This is a genomic window from Ignavibacterium sp. (genome assembly GCA_032027145.1).
Taxonomy (GTDB): domain Bacteria; phylum Bacteroidota; class Ignavibacteria; order Ignavibacteriales; family Ignavibacteriaceae; genus IGN3.
In genome coordinates, this window is the sequence record JAVSMP010000001.1 from 2,970,960 (window position 1) to 2,986,300 (window position 15,341).

10 protein-coding genes and 2 tRNA genes are annotated in these 15,341 nt (G+C 33.4%); 6 read left to right on the forward strand and 6 right to left on the reverse strand.

Annotation, left to right across the window (positions count from 1 at the left end; all coding sequences use genetic code 11):
- The first annotated feature begins 15 nt into the window (after positions 1-15).
- Positions 16-876 carry a DMT family transporter gene (locus ROY99_12535; protein ID MDT3697203.1) on the forward strand — a complete coding sequence of 287 codons (861 nt, stop codon included), beginning with the start codon at positions 16-18 and terminating at the stop codon, positions 874-876.
- Positions 877-917: 41 nt separating this feature from the next.
- Here ROY99_12535 and pdxH read toward each other — a convergent pair whose 3' ends face one another.
- Positions 918-1,562, reverse strand: a complete 645-nt coding sequence (gene pdxH, locus ROY99_12540; GenBank protein ID MDT3697204.1) for a pyridoxamine 5'-phosphate oxidase — start codon at positions 1,560-1,562, stop codon at positions 918-920.
- A gap of 135 nt (positions 1,563-1,697) precedes the next feature.
- On the opposite strand from pdxH, the gene ROY99_12545 reads away from it, so the two are divergent.
- From ROY99_12545 to ROY99_12560, 4 genes are all read left to right on the forward strand, one after another.
- Positions 1,698-5,321, forward strand: a complete 3,624-nt coding sequence (locus tag ROY99_12545; GenBank protein ID MDT3697205.1) for a multifunctional oxoglutarate decarboxylase/oxoglutarate dehydrogenase thiamine pyrophosphate-binding subunit/dihydrolipoyllysine-residue succinyltransferase subunit — start codon at positions 1,698-1,700, stop codon at positions 5,319-5,321.
- A 160-nt stretch (positions 5,322-5,481) separates the two neighbouring features.
- Positions 5,482-5,883: an STAS domain-containing protein gene (locus tag ROY99_12550; protein MDT3697206.1), complete on the forward strand. Its 402-nt coding sequence runs from the start codon at positions 5,482-5,484 to the stop codon at positions 5,881-5,883.
- Between the two features lie 60 nt (positions 5,884-5,943).
- A tRNA-Gly gene (locus tag ROY99_12555) sits at positions 5,944-6,016 on the forward strand.
- A gap of 77 nt (positions 6,017-6,093) precedes the next feature.
- Positions 6,094-6,168 (forward strand) — tRNA-Val (locus tag ROY99_12560).
- Between the two features lie 831 nt (positions 6,169-6,999).
- On the opposite strand, the gene ROY99_12565 is transcribed toward ROY99_12560, so the two are convergent.
- A complete protein-coding gene (locus tag ROY99_12565) occupies positions 7,000-8,121 on the reverse strand; it encodes a serine hydrolase domain-containing protein (protein MDT3697207.1) in 1,122 nt (373 codons plus the stop codon).
- Between the two features lie 594 nt (positions 8,122-8,715).
- Between ROY99_12565 and ROY99_12570 the strand changes: the two genes are divergently transcribed.
- On the forward strand, positions 8,716-9,219 hold the full coding sequence (locus ROY99_12570) for a hypothetical protein (GenBank protein ID MDT3697208.1): 504 nt from the start codon (positions 8,716-8,718) through the stop codon (positions 9,217-9,219).
- Between the two features lie 50 nt (positions 9,220-9,269).
- Here the strand turns inward: ROY99_12570 and aroE are convergent, their stop codons facing one another.
- The 4 genes from aroE to pruA form a co-directional block, all read right to left on the reverse strand.
- Positions 9,270-10,142 carry a shikimate dehydrogenase gene (gene aroE / locus ROY99_12575; GenBank protein ID MDT3697209.1) on the reverse strand — a complete coding sequence of 291 codons (873 nt, stop codon included), beginning with the start codon at positions 10,140-10,142 and terminating at the stop codon, positions 9,270-9,272.
- A 21-nt stretch (positions 10,143-10,163) separates the two neighbouring features.
- A complete protein-coding gene (locus ROY99_12580) occupies positions 10,164-11,579 on the reverse strand; it encodes a tetratricopeptide repeat protein (GenBank protein ID MDT3697210.1) in 1,416 nt (471 codons plus the stop codon).
- A 168-nt stretch (positions 11,580-11,747) separates the two neighbouring features.
- Complete coding sequence (gene sucC, locus ROY99_12585) at positions 11,748-12,965, reverse strand: ADP-forming succinate--CoA ligase subunit beta (GenBank protein ID MDT3697211.1); 1,218 nt, start codon at positions 12,963-12,965, stop codon at positions 11,748-11,750.
- 658 nt (positions 12,966-13,623) lie between these two features.
- On the reverse strand, positions 13,624-15,255 hold the full coding sequence (pruA, locus tag ROY99_12590; GenBank protein ID MDT3697212.1) for an L-glutamate gamma-semialdehyde dehydrogenase: 1,632 nt from the start codon (positions 15,253-15,255) through the stop codon (positions 13,624-13,626).
- Between the last annotated feature and the right edge of the window lie 86 nt (positions 15,256-15,341).

A 15,341-nucleotide genomic window follows, 5' to 3' on the forward strand; every position in this document is an offset into this window, starting at 1 on the left:
ATCTCAGATAAACAAATGTCAACTCAATCGGAACACAATAAAGGAATTCTTGCGGTCTTTCTAACTGCTATTTTATGGAGTTCGGGAGGACTATTAATAAAATTAGTTACTCTAAGTTCTATGCAAATATCTTTCTTCAGGTGTGCAATAGCTGCTATTGTATTTGCTCTAATGTTCAGAAAAAGAGTTTTAATAATTAACAAGTTAAGTTTATTTAACTCATTAGCATATTCTGCAGTACTGATTTTATTTGTGATTGCAACAAAAACCACTACAGCGGCAAATGCAATATTTTTACAATCAACAGCACCGATATATGTTTTGATCTTTGAACCAATTTTAACAAAGACAAGATGGGAGAAAATAAATATTATAACGATAGTTGTTTGTTTTTTAGGGATGATTTTATTTTTTACAGGCGATCTTACTCCCGGAGATGTTCAAGGAAATATTGCAGCACTTCTTGCCGGAGTTGCATTTGCTGCTTTCTTTTTAGGAATGAAAAAGAATGATCCGCAATATGGTGAATCTTCAATTTTTTATGGAAATATTCTTGTTGCTCTGTTTTGCATTCCGTTTATAACTGATATGAATTCAATTTCATTAGAAAATTTTACATTAGTTACTTTACTGGGTGTTTTTCAGATTGCATTTGCTTATGCACTTTTCAGCTTTGGGATAAAGCGTATAATTGCGGTTGAGGCTTCAATTATTTCTATGTTTGAACCAGTGTTAAATCCTATTTGGGTTTTTATCGGATATGGTGAAGTGCCTTCATTCTATGCAATAATCGGAGGAATAATTATTATCACTGCAATTACAGCAAGGACAATTATTTATAATTCCAATTTTTTAAAAACTAAGTTTAATTTTTAATCAATCACTTTCATTAATATTTATACTTGTAATTAATTAAACTAAGGCTGCAATCTGAAGATTTTCCAATTATCACTCTCTTTATGATAACAAATCCTGTCGTGTAATCTGTTTGTTCTTCCCTGCCAAAATTCAAATTTATTCGGAATAAGTTTGTATCCGCCCCAGTTTTCAGGAGTGGGTGGATTTTCGCCATATTTTTTTTCTAATTCAGCAAATCTTTTATCCAATACTTCCCTGCTTTCAATTGTTTCACTTTGATTAGATGCCAAAGCACCATATCTGCTTTTTAATGGTCGCTGATTAAAATATTCTTCAGACTCTTTTCGGTTTATCTTTACAACCTTTCCTTCAATTCTAACCTGCCGTTCAAATTCACGCCACCAAAATAAAATTGATGCAAAGGGATTGTCATTTAATTCCTTACCTTTTCTGCTTTCATAATTCGTAAAGAATACAAATCCTGTTTCATCCAATTCTTTTAACAGAACAATTCTTGCAGAAGGAAAGCCTTCTTTACTTGCAGTTGCAATAGTCATTGCGTTAGGTTCAATTATCTGCGCAGACACTGCTTGATTAAACCATTTTCTGAATTGCTCAAATGGATTCAACTCAATATTTGATTCAAGCAATTGACCTTGCTCATAGTTAAGACGCATATTCTTAAGATTGTTAGCTTTCTGCATAAATTTTTACTAATATAGCCCTATATTTTCACTACTAATCACGATTTTATTAAAGATATAAAAATATTTTTAATAATTATTTTACTAAAAAATAAACTAAGAAATATTCTAAACAAAAATTAGTCATTAAAAGAAATGAAATCGCAAAAATTAACCAAGAGAGAAAAAGAAGAACTAGAAAGATTTGGTGCAAACACCTGGTTTGTTGAATCTCTTTATAAACAATACGAACAAAGACCTGATCAAGTACCTGAGCAATGGAAAAACTTTTTCGGAAATGTTGAAGGGAAAAATAAGAGTAATGGAGAAATCTATAAGGAAACAACTGGGTATATAACTTTGCCAAAAAATATTGAAATGCCTCAGCCCTCAGCTAATGACGAATTAAAAGTAATTGCCGGAAGTGCACAGCGAATCCTTGATAATATGACTGCAAGTTTAACTATTCCAGTTGCAACCTCACAGAGAACCATCGCTGTAAAACTGCTTGAAGAAAACAGAATTATAATAAACCAGCATCTGCATAGAAAAAATGAAGGAAAAATTTCTTTTACACATTTGATAAGCTGGGCAATTTTAAAAGCAGTAAAAAATAATCCGGCTATGAACAACGGGTTTACAATTATTAATGGCAAGCCTCATTTGATAATCAGAAAGGATATTAACTTAGGTTTGGCAATTGATATTGAAAAAAAGGATGGAACAAGATCTTTATTAGTACCTAATATTAAAGCAGCAAACAAATTAAGTTTTATTGAATACTGGAAAGCATTTGATAATATTGTTGACAGATCGAGAAAAGGTACAATTGACCCATCAGAATTTATGGGAACAACAATTACCCTAACCAATCCGGGTACAATCGGAACTGTTTCTTCTGTCCCCCGTTTAATGATCGGACAGGGCACAATCATTGCAACCGGTGCAATTCAATACAATGCTGAATACCAGGCAATGTCTCCTGCAACTATTTCTTCTCTTGGCATAAGCAAAGTAATGAATATATCCAGCACTTATGACCACAGAATAATTCAAGGTGCAGAATCAGGAATGTTTCTTAAAGACATAAATGAATTACTGTTAGGGAATAACGGCTTTTATGAAGAAATTTTTGACTCATTAAAAGTTCCTTCACGACCGTTACGATGGGAAACTGATTATCAGCCAGGGGGATTTGATAATTCTGTTAATACTGATGAAATAGTTAAACAAGCCAGAGTTCTGCAGCTAATTAATATGTATCGGGTACGCGGGCATCTACTGGCTGATCTTGATCCGTTAGGAACCAGAGCAGTTTATCATCCAGAACTTGATCCAGCATCATTTAATCTGACTGTTTGGGATCTGGACAGATATTTTATCACTGGTGGATTTGGTGCGCTTAAAACAGCAACCTTACGTGAGATAATGAATATACTTCATAAAACCTATTGTGAAAAAATTGGTGTTGAGTATATGCATATTCAAAATCCTGCAGAAAAAGTGTGGCTGCAAAGTAAAATGGAACCGAACAAAAATATTCCTTCTTATGATAATGAAACTAAAAAGAAAATATTAGAGAAGTTAATAGAAGCAGAATATTTTGAACATTTCGTTCATACAAAGTTTATTGGTCATAAACGCTTTTCTCTTGAAGGTTCTGAAACTTTAATTCCTTTACTCGATAAAATTATAAATGATTCTGCTATGCATGGAATTTCTGAGATTGTTCTTGGTATGGCACACCGCGGCAGGTTAAATGTTCTTACAAATATTATTGGCAAATCTTATGAATCCATCTTTAATGAATTTGAAGACAATAAGGATAAAAATTCTATTCAAGGTTCAGGTGATGTAAAATATCATCTCGGTGCTACAGGAAAATATTCAACTAAAATCGGAAAGCCAGTTACAATTTCAGTTGCGTCTAATCCAAGTCATTTAGAATGGGTTAATCCGGTTGTAGAAGGAATAGTCAGAGCAAAACAACAAAGATTAGGTGACAGCGTAGCTCACCAGAAAGTTATGCCTGTATTAATTCATGGTGATGCAGCTTTTGCCGGACAAGGAATAGTTGCTGAAACCTTAAATCTTTCTCAATTAAGCGGATATAGAACCGGTGGAACAATTCATATCATTGTTAATAATCAGATAGGATTTACAACTACGCCACAGGATTCAAGATCTACTACTTATGCTACCGATGTGGCAAAAACAATTCAAGCTCCCATTTTTCATGTTAACGGCGATGACCCTGAATCAGCATTGTTAGTAGCTCAAATTGCATTCGAATATAGACTGATCTTCAAGAAAGATGTTGTGATTGACTTGTTTGGTTACCGAAGACATGGACATAATGAAGGTGATGAACCTGGTTTTACTCAACCTTTGCTATATGAAAAAATCAAGTCACATTCTTCTGTAAGAGAAATATATGAAAACAAGCTTATCAGTGAAGGCATTATAACTAAAGTGGAAGTTGAACAATTTCACAATTCATTTAATCAGGTTTTAAGCAGATCTTTTGATAATCTTAAAAAGAAAAAAGTTACTTTCACAAATGAACCGCCTCTTGCTGTAACCAAACAAGAATTAAAATCAATTCATACAGACAAAAACACTTCAGTTACAGAAGATGTTCTTGATAAGATTATTCTTGCTTTAACAACTTTACCAGAAGGATTTGATGGGCACCCTAAACTTCAAAAGTTTTTAGAAAAAAGAAAAAAACTTATTGACCGGACTGAAATGGCTGATTGGGCTATGGCTGAGTCTCTTGCATTTGGTAGTTTGCTGCTTGAAAACACTCCAGTACGATTAAGCGGACAGGATAGTGTGCGAGGTACCTTCAGTCAAAGACATACTGCCTTTACAGATATCAAAACCGGAAAAGAGTTTTACCCGTTAAATCATATTTCTCCCGAGCAGGCAAAACTGGAAGCTCTTGATAGTCCGTTATCGGAAGCAGCTATCTTAGGATATGAATATGGTTACAGCACTGCAGATCCTCTTGCACTTGTTATTTGGGAAGCACAGTTCGGTGATTTTGCAAACAGTGCCCAGGTTATAATAGATAATTTTATTGTAGCATCTTATGAAAAATGGGGATTGTCAAACGGTGTTGTTTTACTTTTGCCACATGGATATGAAGGACAAGGACCCGAACACTCGAGTGCCAGGTTGGAAAGATTTTTAATACTCTGTGCAGAGAATAATATTCAAGTTTGCAACATATCAACTCCAGCAAACTATTTTCATGTTTTAAGAAGACAAAAAAGATTAACCCTGCAAAAACCATTGGTTATTATGACACCCAAAAGTCTCTTGAGGCTGCCTGAGGCAAGATCTACAAAAGATGAGTTTATCAATGGAAGATTTGAGGAGTTCTTTGATGATCATACCATTTCAGACAAGACAAAAATAAAAAGACTTCTGATTACCAGCGGCAAGGTGTATTATGATCTATTAAAATATAGGGAAAAGAATAAAATGTTTGATACTGCAATAATTAGAATTGAGCAGTTTTATCCATTTAAAAAAGAAATCTTGAAACAGATTATTGATAGTTATATGAATGCCATTACTGTAGTTTGGGTACAAGAGGAACCAAAAAATATGGGTGCATGGAATTTCTTAAATCAAAAGATCTCTGAACTTCTTTCAGATAAACAGTCATTTCACTGTACAAGCAGACCCGAAGCAGCAAGCTCTGCAGTTGGATCAGCAAGAATTTCAAACCAGCTTCAGGTAGAATTAGTTGCAGAAGCATTCAAGTTATAATTTTTTTACTAACAATCCTTCATCTAATTAAACATCCTCAAATTGAGGATGTTTAAGCTAATTGTAATAAACTGAAACAGTTACTTACTGGGTTTTCGTTCATATTAAAATAAAACGCTGGCATATTTATTGGGAAAAACTTCTAAAAATTTTAATAAGAATGAATGGATTCCAAAGACAGATCGCAAATGGTTTCGTAATTGAAACTGTAAATCTTGATCATGCTACAATTAATGAGGCAATGCAATTCAAGAAGCATCTTGAACATGATTTAGAATTGGGTTATAAAAATATAATAATTGACTTAAGTATTTGTAACTCACTTGACTCTGCTTTCATAGGAGTCCTGGTAGTAACCTTGAAGCAGCAATTGCGTTTAGGAGGTGCTATAAAAATTGTTAAACCCGGACTCTTCTCAAAATCTATTTTGAATCTAACAGGAACCATTGAAATCTTTGAATTATATGAATCCTTAGAAGCTGCTATTTATAGTATTGATATTACAGAAGAAAGCAGCCGTTTAACTGACGATGGTTTAAATCAGCTTGCAATTGCTCAATAATTTGAAAAACATTTCTATATAATTAAATTTATACATCAGCTTTTAGATTTTTAAAATTTTGCGAGCGTAACTCAGATGGTAGAGTGTCAGCTTCCCAAGCTGAATGTCGCGGGTTCGAACCCCGTCGCTCGCTCAATAATATTCTTAAAAATTGTTTTGTTTTATTCTATAAAAATCTGATATTTGTCCACCAAATTTTGATTGATTTTTGGGCGCTTAGCTCAGTTGGTTCAGAGCATCTGCCTTACAAGCAGAGGGTCCGCGGTTCAAATCCGTGAGCGCCCACAATTTTTTTTCCCCAGATTGATTTGTTAAGAACTTTAAGTTTGCAATTGATTATTTGAATAATTTGGTTCAGAGCACTCCGATATAATCGGAGGGGTCCGCGGTTCAAATCCGTGAGCGCCCACAATTTTTTTTCCCCAGATTGATTTGTTAAGAACTTTAAGTTTGCAATTGATTATTTGAATAATTTGGTTCAGAGCACTCCGATATAATCGGAGGGGTCCGCGGTTCAAATCCGTGAGCGCCCACAATTTTTTTTCCCCAGATTGATTTGTTAAGAACTTTAAGTTTGCAATTGATTATTTGAATAATTTGGTTCAGAGCACTCCGATATAATCGGAGGGGTCCGCGGTTCAAATCCGTGAGCGCCCACAATTTTTTTTCCCCAGATTGATTTGTTAAGAACTTTAAGTTTGCAATTGATTATTTGAATAATTTGGTTCAGAGCACTCCGATATAATCGGAGGGGTCCGCGGTTCAAATCCGTGAGCGCCCACAAACTTTTATTCCTGATAGATTTTTTTATCAGGATTTCTTTTATGAGCTATTCCGTTTACATAATCTACTCTGAAAAAAATAAGATGTATTACATTGGGCATACCAATAACCTAGAAGATAGATTAATTAGACATAATTCCAACTCACTCAATCTCATTTTTTCAAAAGCTCAAATGATATTGAAAAATGAATTACACTTTTAATATCTAAATATAAATTACCCAATACCGTTATAGTCCGATACATATCGGAGTGCAGTTGACTTTCTTTCAGTCTGTATTAAAATTTTCCAATATTTTAAGTCTAAAAAATTACTGAGTTCAGAAATGCTTTCTAAAAATCTCTACCATAAAGAATATTAACTATTTTAAAAAACAAACTATCAGCTGGCTCGGGAAGAAGCCCATTGAAATAAATAATAATGGTTGCATTTCTAAAATTACTATGGTACATAGACGACGAAAAACCAACTAGTGCCCCATTATGTCCGTAAAAACTTCCTCTTTTCAATATACCAAGACCATAATATGTATTCTCGGAAATAAATTTTATATCGTTTAATCTTCTTTGCTGAATTGACGAAGAAACTAATCCGCCCCCTACCAGAGCCTCAACATATTTTTGTAACTCACGTGGATTAGAATATGCTGAACCTGCAGCCCACGCCCAAGAAATATCATTATATTCTGTCATATCAACTCCGGGCTCATATTCTCCATCATAATATCCTCTTGAATGAGGATTTGGAAAATCTACTCCGGAGGTCAGAAATCCAGTATTTTTTAGCTGTAAGGGTTGAATAATTCTGTTTTTTATTTCTTCCTCTAAACTATTACCTGTTATGGTTTCAATTATTCTTCCGATAATAATCGTATTGGTGTTTGAATACTCCCATTTTGAACCTGGTGAGAAATTTAAGTCAAAACTAAAGCCCCAATCTGTTAATTCCTTTGGAGTCCATACTTTTTTAGGATCATTTCCTACTGTGATCCAAAAATTCTCATCATTAGTATAGTTATAAATTCCTGATGTCATATTAGCAAGCATCGCAATGGTTAATACATCAGACATTGGATATTCAGGGAAATATTTTGATAGTTTATCATCAAGAGATATTTTTTTTTCATCTACAAGCTGCAATAAAACTGTAATTACAAAAGTCTTTGTATTGCTTCCAATCCGAAAAATATACTCCCGATTCATCGGTAATTTTTCAGGAATATTACTTACTCCTGCTTCATAAATCCAGTCAATTCCTTTATTATGATCTACAACTAAAGCAACTAAACCTGGTACGTGCGTATTTTCAATTATGGAATCAGCAGCTGCCTTCATCTTCTCAATTAGTATTTGATTTTCCGAGATATTTGGTTCAACAGGTTGGTTATTTTCACACGAGACTAAAGTCAGCAACACAATAGAAATAGTAAAACTATTTAATAGATATTTTTTCATTTTATCTCTCATATTTTTTATTACATCAGTTGATTTTTTTACAAGTTTTAAGAGTACTTATAAAGGCAAACAAGATTCTCCGGTTGAAATTCCCGGATCTACTTTATAACAAGTCAATAACTTTCTAAAATTCAAAGTAAAGTCTATTTTGAAGTTCAATCGGGATAAATATCTTTACAATCAGCATGAAGACTATAACTCCAAAAATATACTCAGTTTTCTCAGAAATTACCTTAAGTAGTTCAATTCAGCTATTCCACTATTTAACATTTATTAAAACGATATAGAATTATCGGACAGTATAGATAAATCTTTAGTGGTAGTTCAATAATAATTGAAGTCCAGCAGCATATGTTAGGCTTGGGTAGTTTTGAAATTATAAAAATCCGGATTCTATTAACTCCGATTTGTTATTAGTAATTAACTATGAATTCAATAAATGCCCAGAAAAAAAGATTTGTATTTGACCAAACTCCCTAAAAACAGACTGGTTGTTTCACAACTAATAATAATTTTAAGAGAAATACCTTTCAATTGTTAATTTAATTAAGAAGGATTAGCTTTAATCAGTTTTAATAAAAATTTTTCTACGTGATGACAAGGAAATCAATAACACTACTTTTACCATTCCTAATCTTTATCTCTTGTGCAAGTAAAGATGAGAAACTTCAGAATTATAAAACTTATGTTCAGAAGATATCAAACATAATTAAGTGGGAAGATGGCTTTAATACTATTAAAGTTATCAAAGAAAAAAGATCATTCTTCAGATCATATTTTCTTGAAGATGAACTGGTTTATATTAACGAAGAACTTAATATTGGTAATTGGGGTACTTCAGCAAATAGTTATTTTTATAAAAATAATGAACTAATCTATTATACTGAAAACGCAATTTTCAGAATAATCGACTCAACCAACAAAATGAACAAGTACCAAATAAAAGGTTTAATTTATTTTGATGGAAATGAAATTCTTGAAGCAGAAAGGACGAAAAGTAACGGAACAATCCAATACACTCCGGAAGATGTTAAAGGAATTATTGAACATAGTATTTTATTGAGGGAGTTGGCTAAAAAAAACAGACCAAGAAAATAAACGAAACTTTTAGTAAATGGCTTTTTAAACTTCAGTATAATTACACTTAACTATTTACTAACATATAACAATAACGACTTGTAAACCTTATCAATCGGAAATTCTACCCCCGTCCAGTGATTGAATGATTTTGCAGCCTGAAGAACAAACATTTTCAATCCATTAATTGTAGTAGCTCCCGAAGACTCAGCAAGCTGCAGGAATTTTGTTCTGACAGGATTATAAACTATATCAAAGACAATCTGATTTTTAACAAAAAGCAGAGGATTATTAAAAACAGAATCATCTACATCCGGAAACATACCAACTGTTGTACAATTAACCACAAGTGAACAATTATTCATAACATTTAACAAATCAGGTTGCTGCAATTCGTGAGTAACTATTGAATCATAACGCATTTTGGATTTGAAATGCTGTTTCAATGATTCTGAGTGTTCTTCTGTCCGATTAACAATATGAATTGTCTTGGGTTTAAAATTTCGTATTAATGTATAAACAACTGACCTTGCAGCTCCACCGGCACCAATTACACATACATTATTAGAAGTAATCTGGGACTTATAAAGTTGCAAGGATTCGTTTATTCCATATACATCTGTATTATAACCAATAAGTTTTCCAAGTTCATTAACAGCTGTATTTACTGAACCTGTTATCGAAGCCTCTTCAGAAAGCTTGTTCATAAAGTCAGTAACAGCAACTTTATGCGGTACGGTAACATTAAAACCTCTAATGCCCAATGCAGTAATCCCCTTAACCGCATTCCTTAAATTGCTTGAATGAACTTCGAATGGAAGATAGATCAATTTAGTACCTGTTAACTCAGCAGCAATATTATGTATAAACGGAGAGAAACTCTGCTTAATTGGAAAACCAAGTAAACCGATTAACTCAACATTAGAATAAAATGAATTTTGCATATCCAAAAATAATATCTCTGATTATATTTCGCCAAGAAGTCGTTTAAAAAGTTTTGATGATTTAATTTCAGGATACTCCTGCTCAAACTCTGTTCTGATAGATGGATCATACATAAACGCAGTCTTTAAGCATTCAATCGCTTCTTTTGTTCTGCTCAAAACAAAATTTGCTTTAGCTTTATTATAATAAGAAGCAGCATCTTCTGGTTTAATTTTAATACATTCATCAAAAGCTTTCAAAGCTTCAAGCCATTCGCCAAGTTCAAAATAAGTTTCAGCAAGATTAAACCACAGCTCATAATTATTCGGTTCAAGCCTTGCTGCTTCTCTATAACTGTAAATACTTTCTCTAACTTGTCCGAGTGAATATTCAAGGTCTGCCTTTGCAAACCAGGCTTCGGCGCTGTCTTTTGAAAGGGATATTGCTTTATTAAAATCTCTCAAGGCTAACTGATACTTACCCATAGAATCATAACAGAACCCCCGCGAAAGATAAGCATCATAATACTCATCGTTAATTTTTATTGATTCTGAATAATACTTAACAGCAGATGGTAGGTCATTAAGTTCTTCGAAGATGTTAGCAATGTTGTAAACAGCAGTTTCATCATTCTCATCTATTTCATAAGCTTTCTTAAAACAATCTACGGCTTCATATAATCGTCCAAGGTCAGCTAATGCATTTCCCTTATTATACCAAGCGCTTGCAAAGTTATCTCTTATTGAAATTGCAAGATCATAACTATTAATCCCCTGCTCAATTTTATTTAACTTGACTAAAACGATACCTCGATTATACCAGCCATTTGCATTGTAAGGGTCCAAATCTAAAAATTTATCATACGCATCAAGTGCTTTTTCTAATTGAGCTGTATTTTCATAACAAAATCCTAATTCATAATATACCTCAGCATAATTAGGATCACGATCAACAACTTTTTTAAAATATAAAATTGCTTCTTCAAGTTTAGATCTTCTTTGAAACAACAATCCAATTGTAAACAGTGCATCTTCATTTTCAGGATCGAGTTCTAAAACTCTTTCTAAAGATTCCTGAGCCTGATTTAACATTCCTAAATTCTCTTCGGCAGCAGCTTTATCAATTAAAGTTTCGATATCATTTGGATTTAACGAAAGAGATTGTTCATAAGCAAGCAAGGCTTCACTAAACCTGAACAGTCCATTAAATACTATTCCCTTCTTTAACCAATACTCTGAATTATATGGGAATATTTCAATTAATTTTTCAAGAAGGTAAAGTGCATCTTCCAAACGATCAAGATCAATACAATTTTGAACAAGTTCATCAATCCGTTCAATAGAATTATAAACATAACCACTTTCCAAAATGGATTTACAATGCTTTAATTCTTCATCCAAATCCTGGTCTGGTAATTCAAATTCATCATCTGAATGATCAGAATCAAAAACAGACATTAAGCTCTCCTATTTGAACATTATTCCTGAAAAAAAATCTAATACTAAAAACAAACATCAAAAAAGATTTTTATAACTAATTAAATTACTGTCGATAAAAAAACTCAGATGTTCCTACAAGATTATTATACTTTATTTAAAAGAATATCTGAGTTAAAGATAAAACAATTATTTAGTTCTAAGAACTGCTGTAACCTTTTCGGCAGCATCTTGTAAACTTTTAGCTACTTCAAAATGCAGTGATGATTGATCAAGCAGATCAGCAGCTTCTTCTGCATTTGTTCCTTCCAACCTTACAACTATTGGAACCTTCACATCCATTTCTGTTGCTGCATCAATTACACCTTGTGCAACACGGTCACATCGAACAATTCCGCCAAAAATATTAATCAATATTGCCTTCACATTAGGATCAGAAAGAATAATCTTAAATCCGTTTGCCACAGTTTCTTTATTTGCACCGCCGCCTACATCCAGAAAATTTGCCGGCTCGCCTCCTGCAAGTTTTATAATATCCATTGTTGCCATTGCAAGCCCAGCACCGTTAACCATACATCCAACATTGCCATCAAGTTTAATGTAATTAAGATTAAACTTTGATGCTTCAATTTCTAACGGATCCTCTTCATCAAGATCTCTGTATTCAAATATTTCAGGATGACGATAAAGAGCATTGTCATCAAAATTCATTTTAGCATCAAGTGCAACTACTTTATCATCATTGGTGATAACCAATGGATTTATTTCCAGCAATGATGCATCAGTTGCTTCATAAGCTTTGTAAAGAGATCTGATAAATGGTATAAAGCTTTTGAAAGCATTTCCCTGCAAGCCTAAAGCAAAAGCTAATTTACGTGCCTGATATGGCTGCAGACCAACACCCGGTTCAATCCATTCTTTAATAATTTTTTCAGGAGTTTCTTCAGCTACTTTCTCAATTTCAACTCCGCCTTCAGTTGAAACCATAATTACATTTTTTGAAACTGAGCGATCTAAAAGAATTCCTAAATACAATTCCTTTTTATAATCTAATCCTTCGGTAATGTATAGAGTTTTAACAACCTTACCTTCCGGACCTGATTGATGAGTAACAAGAATATTGCCAAGAATTTTTTCTGCATATTCTGCTGCTTTTTCTGGTGAGGTTGTAAACTTTACTCCGCCTTCCAGAACTAAATTATCTCTGTCATTAATATCATATACTTTTCCTTTACCTCTGCCGCCTGCATGTATTTGAGATTTTACAACAAACTGATTAATACCACGCTGCTGCAAAGTTGCAATCGCATTATCAAACTCCAGCATACTTTTAATAGCTATCCCATCCTGAACAGGAACACCAAATTTCTTAAGTGTTTCTTTTGCCTGAAATTCGTGTATTTTCATAAAAAATTTACTCCGTTCCTTCACATTAAAGTAAAGGTTATTTTATTGTTATTTATTTTCTCAATCGAATTTGTTTTTGATTTCTCCGTGAATGAAACACAGCAAAAATATTAATACTATTATCAACAATTTAATACAATATTATAAAAGGAAATCTCTTCACTACTTTTTTTCTAAAGTTCTCAAATTCTATTGGATAAAGCTCTGGTTACCTTTTAACTTTTTGTATTGCATCATCAATACATCTTACGAATCTAAATCCAAACCAACTTGTTGAATTCCGTACCGCCAAACAGCTTCTATAAATTCTTCTTCTGCTTTTAGATGGAATACAACTCTATACTTCATTTATATATTGCCTAAAAATTCGTCCCTAATTTCTTCCCAGGATCTGTCAAGTTCTGGATTTATTTTAAAAGAACTACGTCTTTCCTTTACAATGTTTTTTTTGCAAATCAGTCAGATCAAATGATTTTTCCTCGTTAGCGATGTTATCCCAAATTTTCTTAAATCAAAAGAATCTTTTCTGAAACACTTAGATTATTTATTTGGGATCTTAGATTATCATTTATTTCAATAATTCTGTTTTACTTTTTATAATAAAAAAGATACTCCAATTTCAATTCAGATTTTTCCCTTCTCTTAGGGAAGGGCTTTTTTATTTATCACTCATAAACGGATAACGCCAATCCTTTGGGGGATCGAAAGTTTCTTTTATTGTTCTTGCAGTCATCCATCTTAAAATGTTCATTGCACTTCCTGCTTTATCATTTGTACCGGAAGCTCTGCCGCCTCCAAATGGCTGCTGACCGACAACCGCCCCAGTTGGTTTATCGTTAATATAAAAATTACCCGCGGAATTTCTTAATCTATCTGACATCTTAACAATAGCATTTCTATCCTGGGCAAAGATCGCTCCGGTTAATGCATAAGGAGAAGTTTCATCACACAAAGTAAGTGTTTCATCAAGCTTTTCATCTTCATAAACATAGATAGTAAGAACCGGACCAAATATCTCTTCTTCCATCGTTTTGAACTTTGGATTTGTTGTTACAATGGTTGTAGGCTCTATAAAATAACCTTTTGAGTCATCGAAATTTCCTCCGGTTATGATCTCTGCTTCTTTTGATTCCTTTGCAAATTTAATATAATCAGTAATTGATTTGAAAGCTCCTTTATCAATAACAGCAGACATAAAGTTTGTAAAATCTTCAACATCTCCCATTTTAATCTTACCGACTTCAGCAACATACTTTTCTTTAAACTCTTTCCATAAAGATTTTGGAATATACATTCTTGAAGCTGCAGAACATTTTTGTCCCTGGAATTCAAATGCGCCTCTCAAAGCTGCAACAACTAATGCATCAACATCAGCAGATTTGTGAACGAATATAAAATCCTTGCCACCGGTTTCTCCAACAATGCGCGGATAGTATTTCATATTCTTAAGATTATCAGAAATTGTTTTCCACATATTCTGAAACACTTCTGTTGAGCCTGTAAAATGTACGCCGGCAAGATTTGGATTTGTAAATGCCGGTGTTCCAACCTGTCCGCCTGAACCGGGAACAAAATTAATTACACCTTTTGGTAAACCAGCTTCTTCAAATAATTTCATCAGCCAGTAAGCAGAATAAACAGAGCTTGATGCCGGTTTCCATAAACTTACATTGCCAACAAGTGCCGGAGCAGTTGGCAGATTGCCTGCAATTGAAGTAAAGTTAAATGGTGTTACTGCAAAGATGAATCCCTCTAATGGGCGATACTCTGAACGATTCCACATTCCACTACCAGAATATGGTTGTTCCTGCATTAGTTGAGCCATATAGAAGCTGTTAAATCTAAAGAAATCGATTAACTCTGCAGCCGAATCAATCTCAGCTTGATAAACAGTTTTAGATTGCCCAAGCATAGTAGCAGCATTTATTGTTGCCCGCCAGGGTCCGGCAAGAAGATCAGCAATCTTTAAGAACACCGCAACTCTATGTTCCCATGGCATTTCTGCCCAGGTTTTACGAGCTTCAAGAGCTGCTTCAACAGCCATATCAACTTCTTTTTTACCAGCTTTATGATAAACGCCCAACACATGACTATGATTGTGCGGAATCACCATTTTTTCTGTGTTGCCGGTTTTTACTTCTTCACCGCCGATAATAAGCGGCACTTCTATTTGTTTAGACTTGAGTTCGATTAATTTTTTCTTTAATTCTTCTCTTTCTGGTGAACCAGGTTTATAAGCCTTAACTGGTTCATTGATTGGCTGTGGAACTTTGAAATATGCATTTGACATGATGTAATCCTAAAATTTTAAAAATTATTGATGAAAATTTAACGCTTTTAGGTGGGATTTTCAATTAATGTGTTTAAGTGAATTAA

Bases quoted from the DNA above. Each gene is read 5' to 3' on its own strand.
- ROY99_12535 (MDT3697203.1), top strand. From the start codon at position 16: ATGTCAACTCAATCGGAACACAATAAAGGAATTCTTGCGGTCTTTCTA.
- pdxH (MDT3697204.1), bottom strand. From the start codon at position 1,562: ATGCAGAAAGCTAACAATCTTAAGAATATGCGTCTTAACTATGAGCAA.
- ROY99_12545 (MDT3697205.1), top strand. From the start codon at position 1,698: ATGAAATCGCAAAAATTAACCAAGAGAGAAAAAGAAGAACTAGAAAGA.
- ROY99_12550 (MDT3697206.1), top strand. From the start codon at position 5,482: ATGAATGGATTCCAAAGACAGATCGCAAATGGTTTCGTAATTGAAACT.
- ROY99_12565 (MDT3697207.1), bottom strand. From the start codon at position 8,121: ATGAAAAAATATCTATTAAATAGTTTTACTATTTCTATTGTGTTGCTG.
- ROY99_12570 (MDT3697208.1), top strand. From the start codon at position 8,716: ATGACAAGGAAATCAATAACACTACTTTTACCATTCCTAATCTTTATC.
- aroE (MDT3697209.1), bottom strand. From the start codon at position 10,142: ATGCAAAATTCATTTTATTCTAATGTTGAGTTAATCGGTTTACTTGGT.
- ROY99_12580 (MDT3697210.1), bottom strand. From the start codon at position 11,579: ATGTCTGTTTTTGATTCTGATCATTCAGATGATGAATTTGAATTACCA.
- sucC (MDT3697211.1), bottom strand. From the start codon at position 12,965: ATGAAAATACACGAATTTCAGGCAAAAGAAACACTTAAGAAATTTGGT.
- pruA (MDT3697212.1), bottom strand. From the start codon at position 15,255: ATGTCAAATGCATATTTCAAAGTTCCACAGCCAATCAATGAACCAGTT.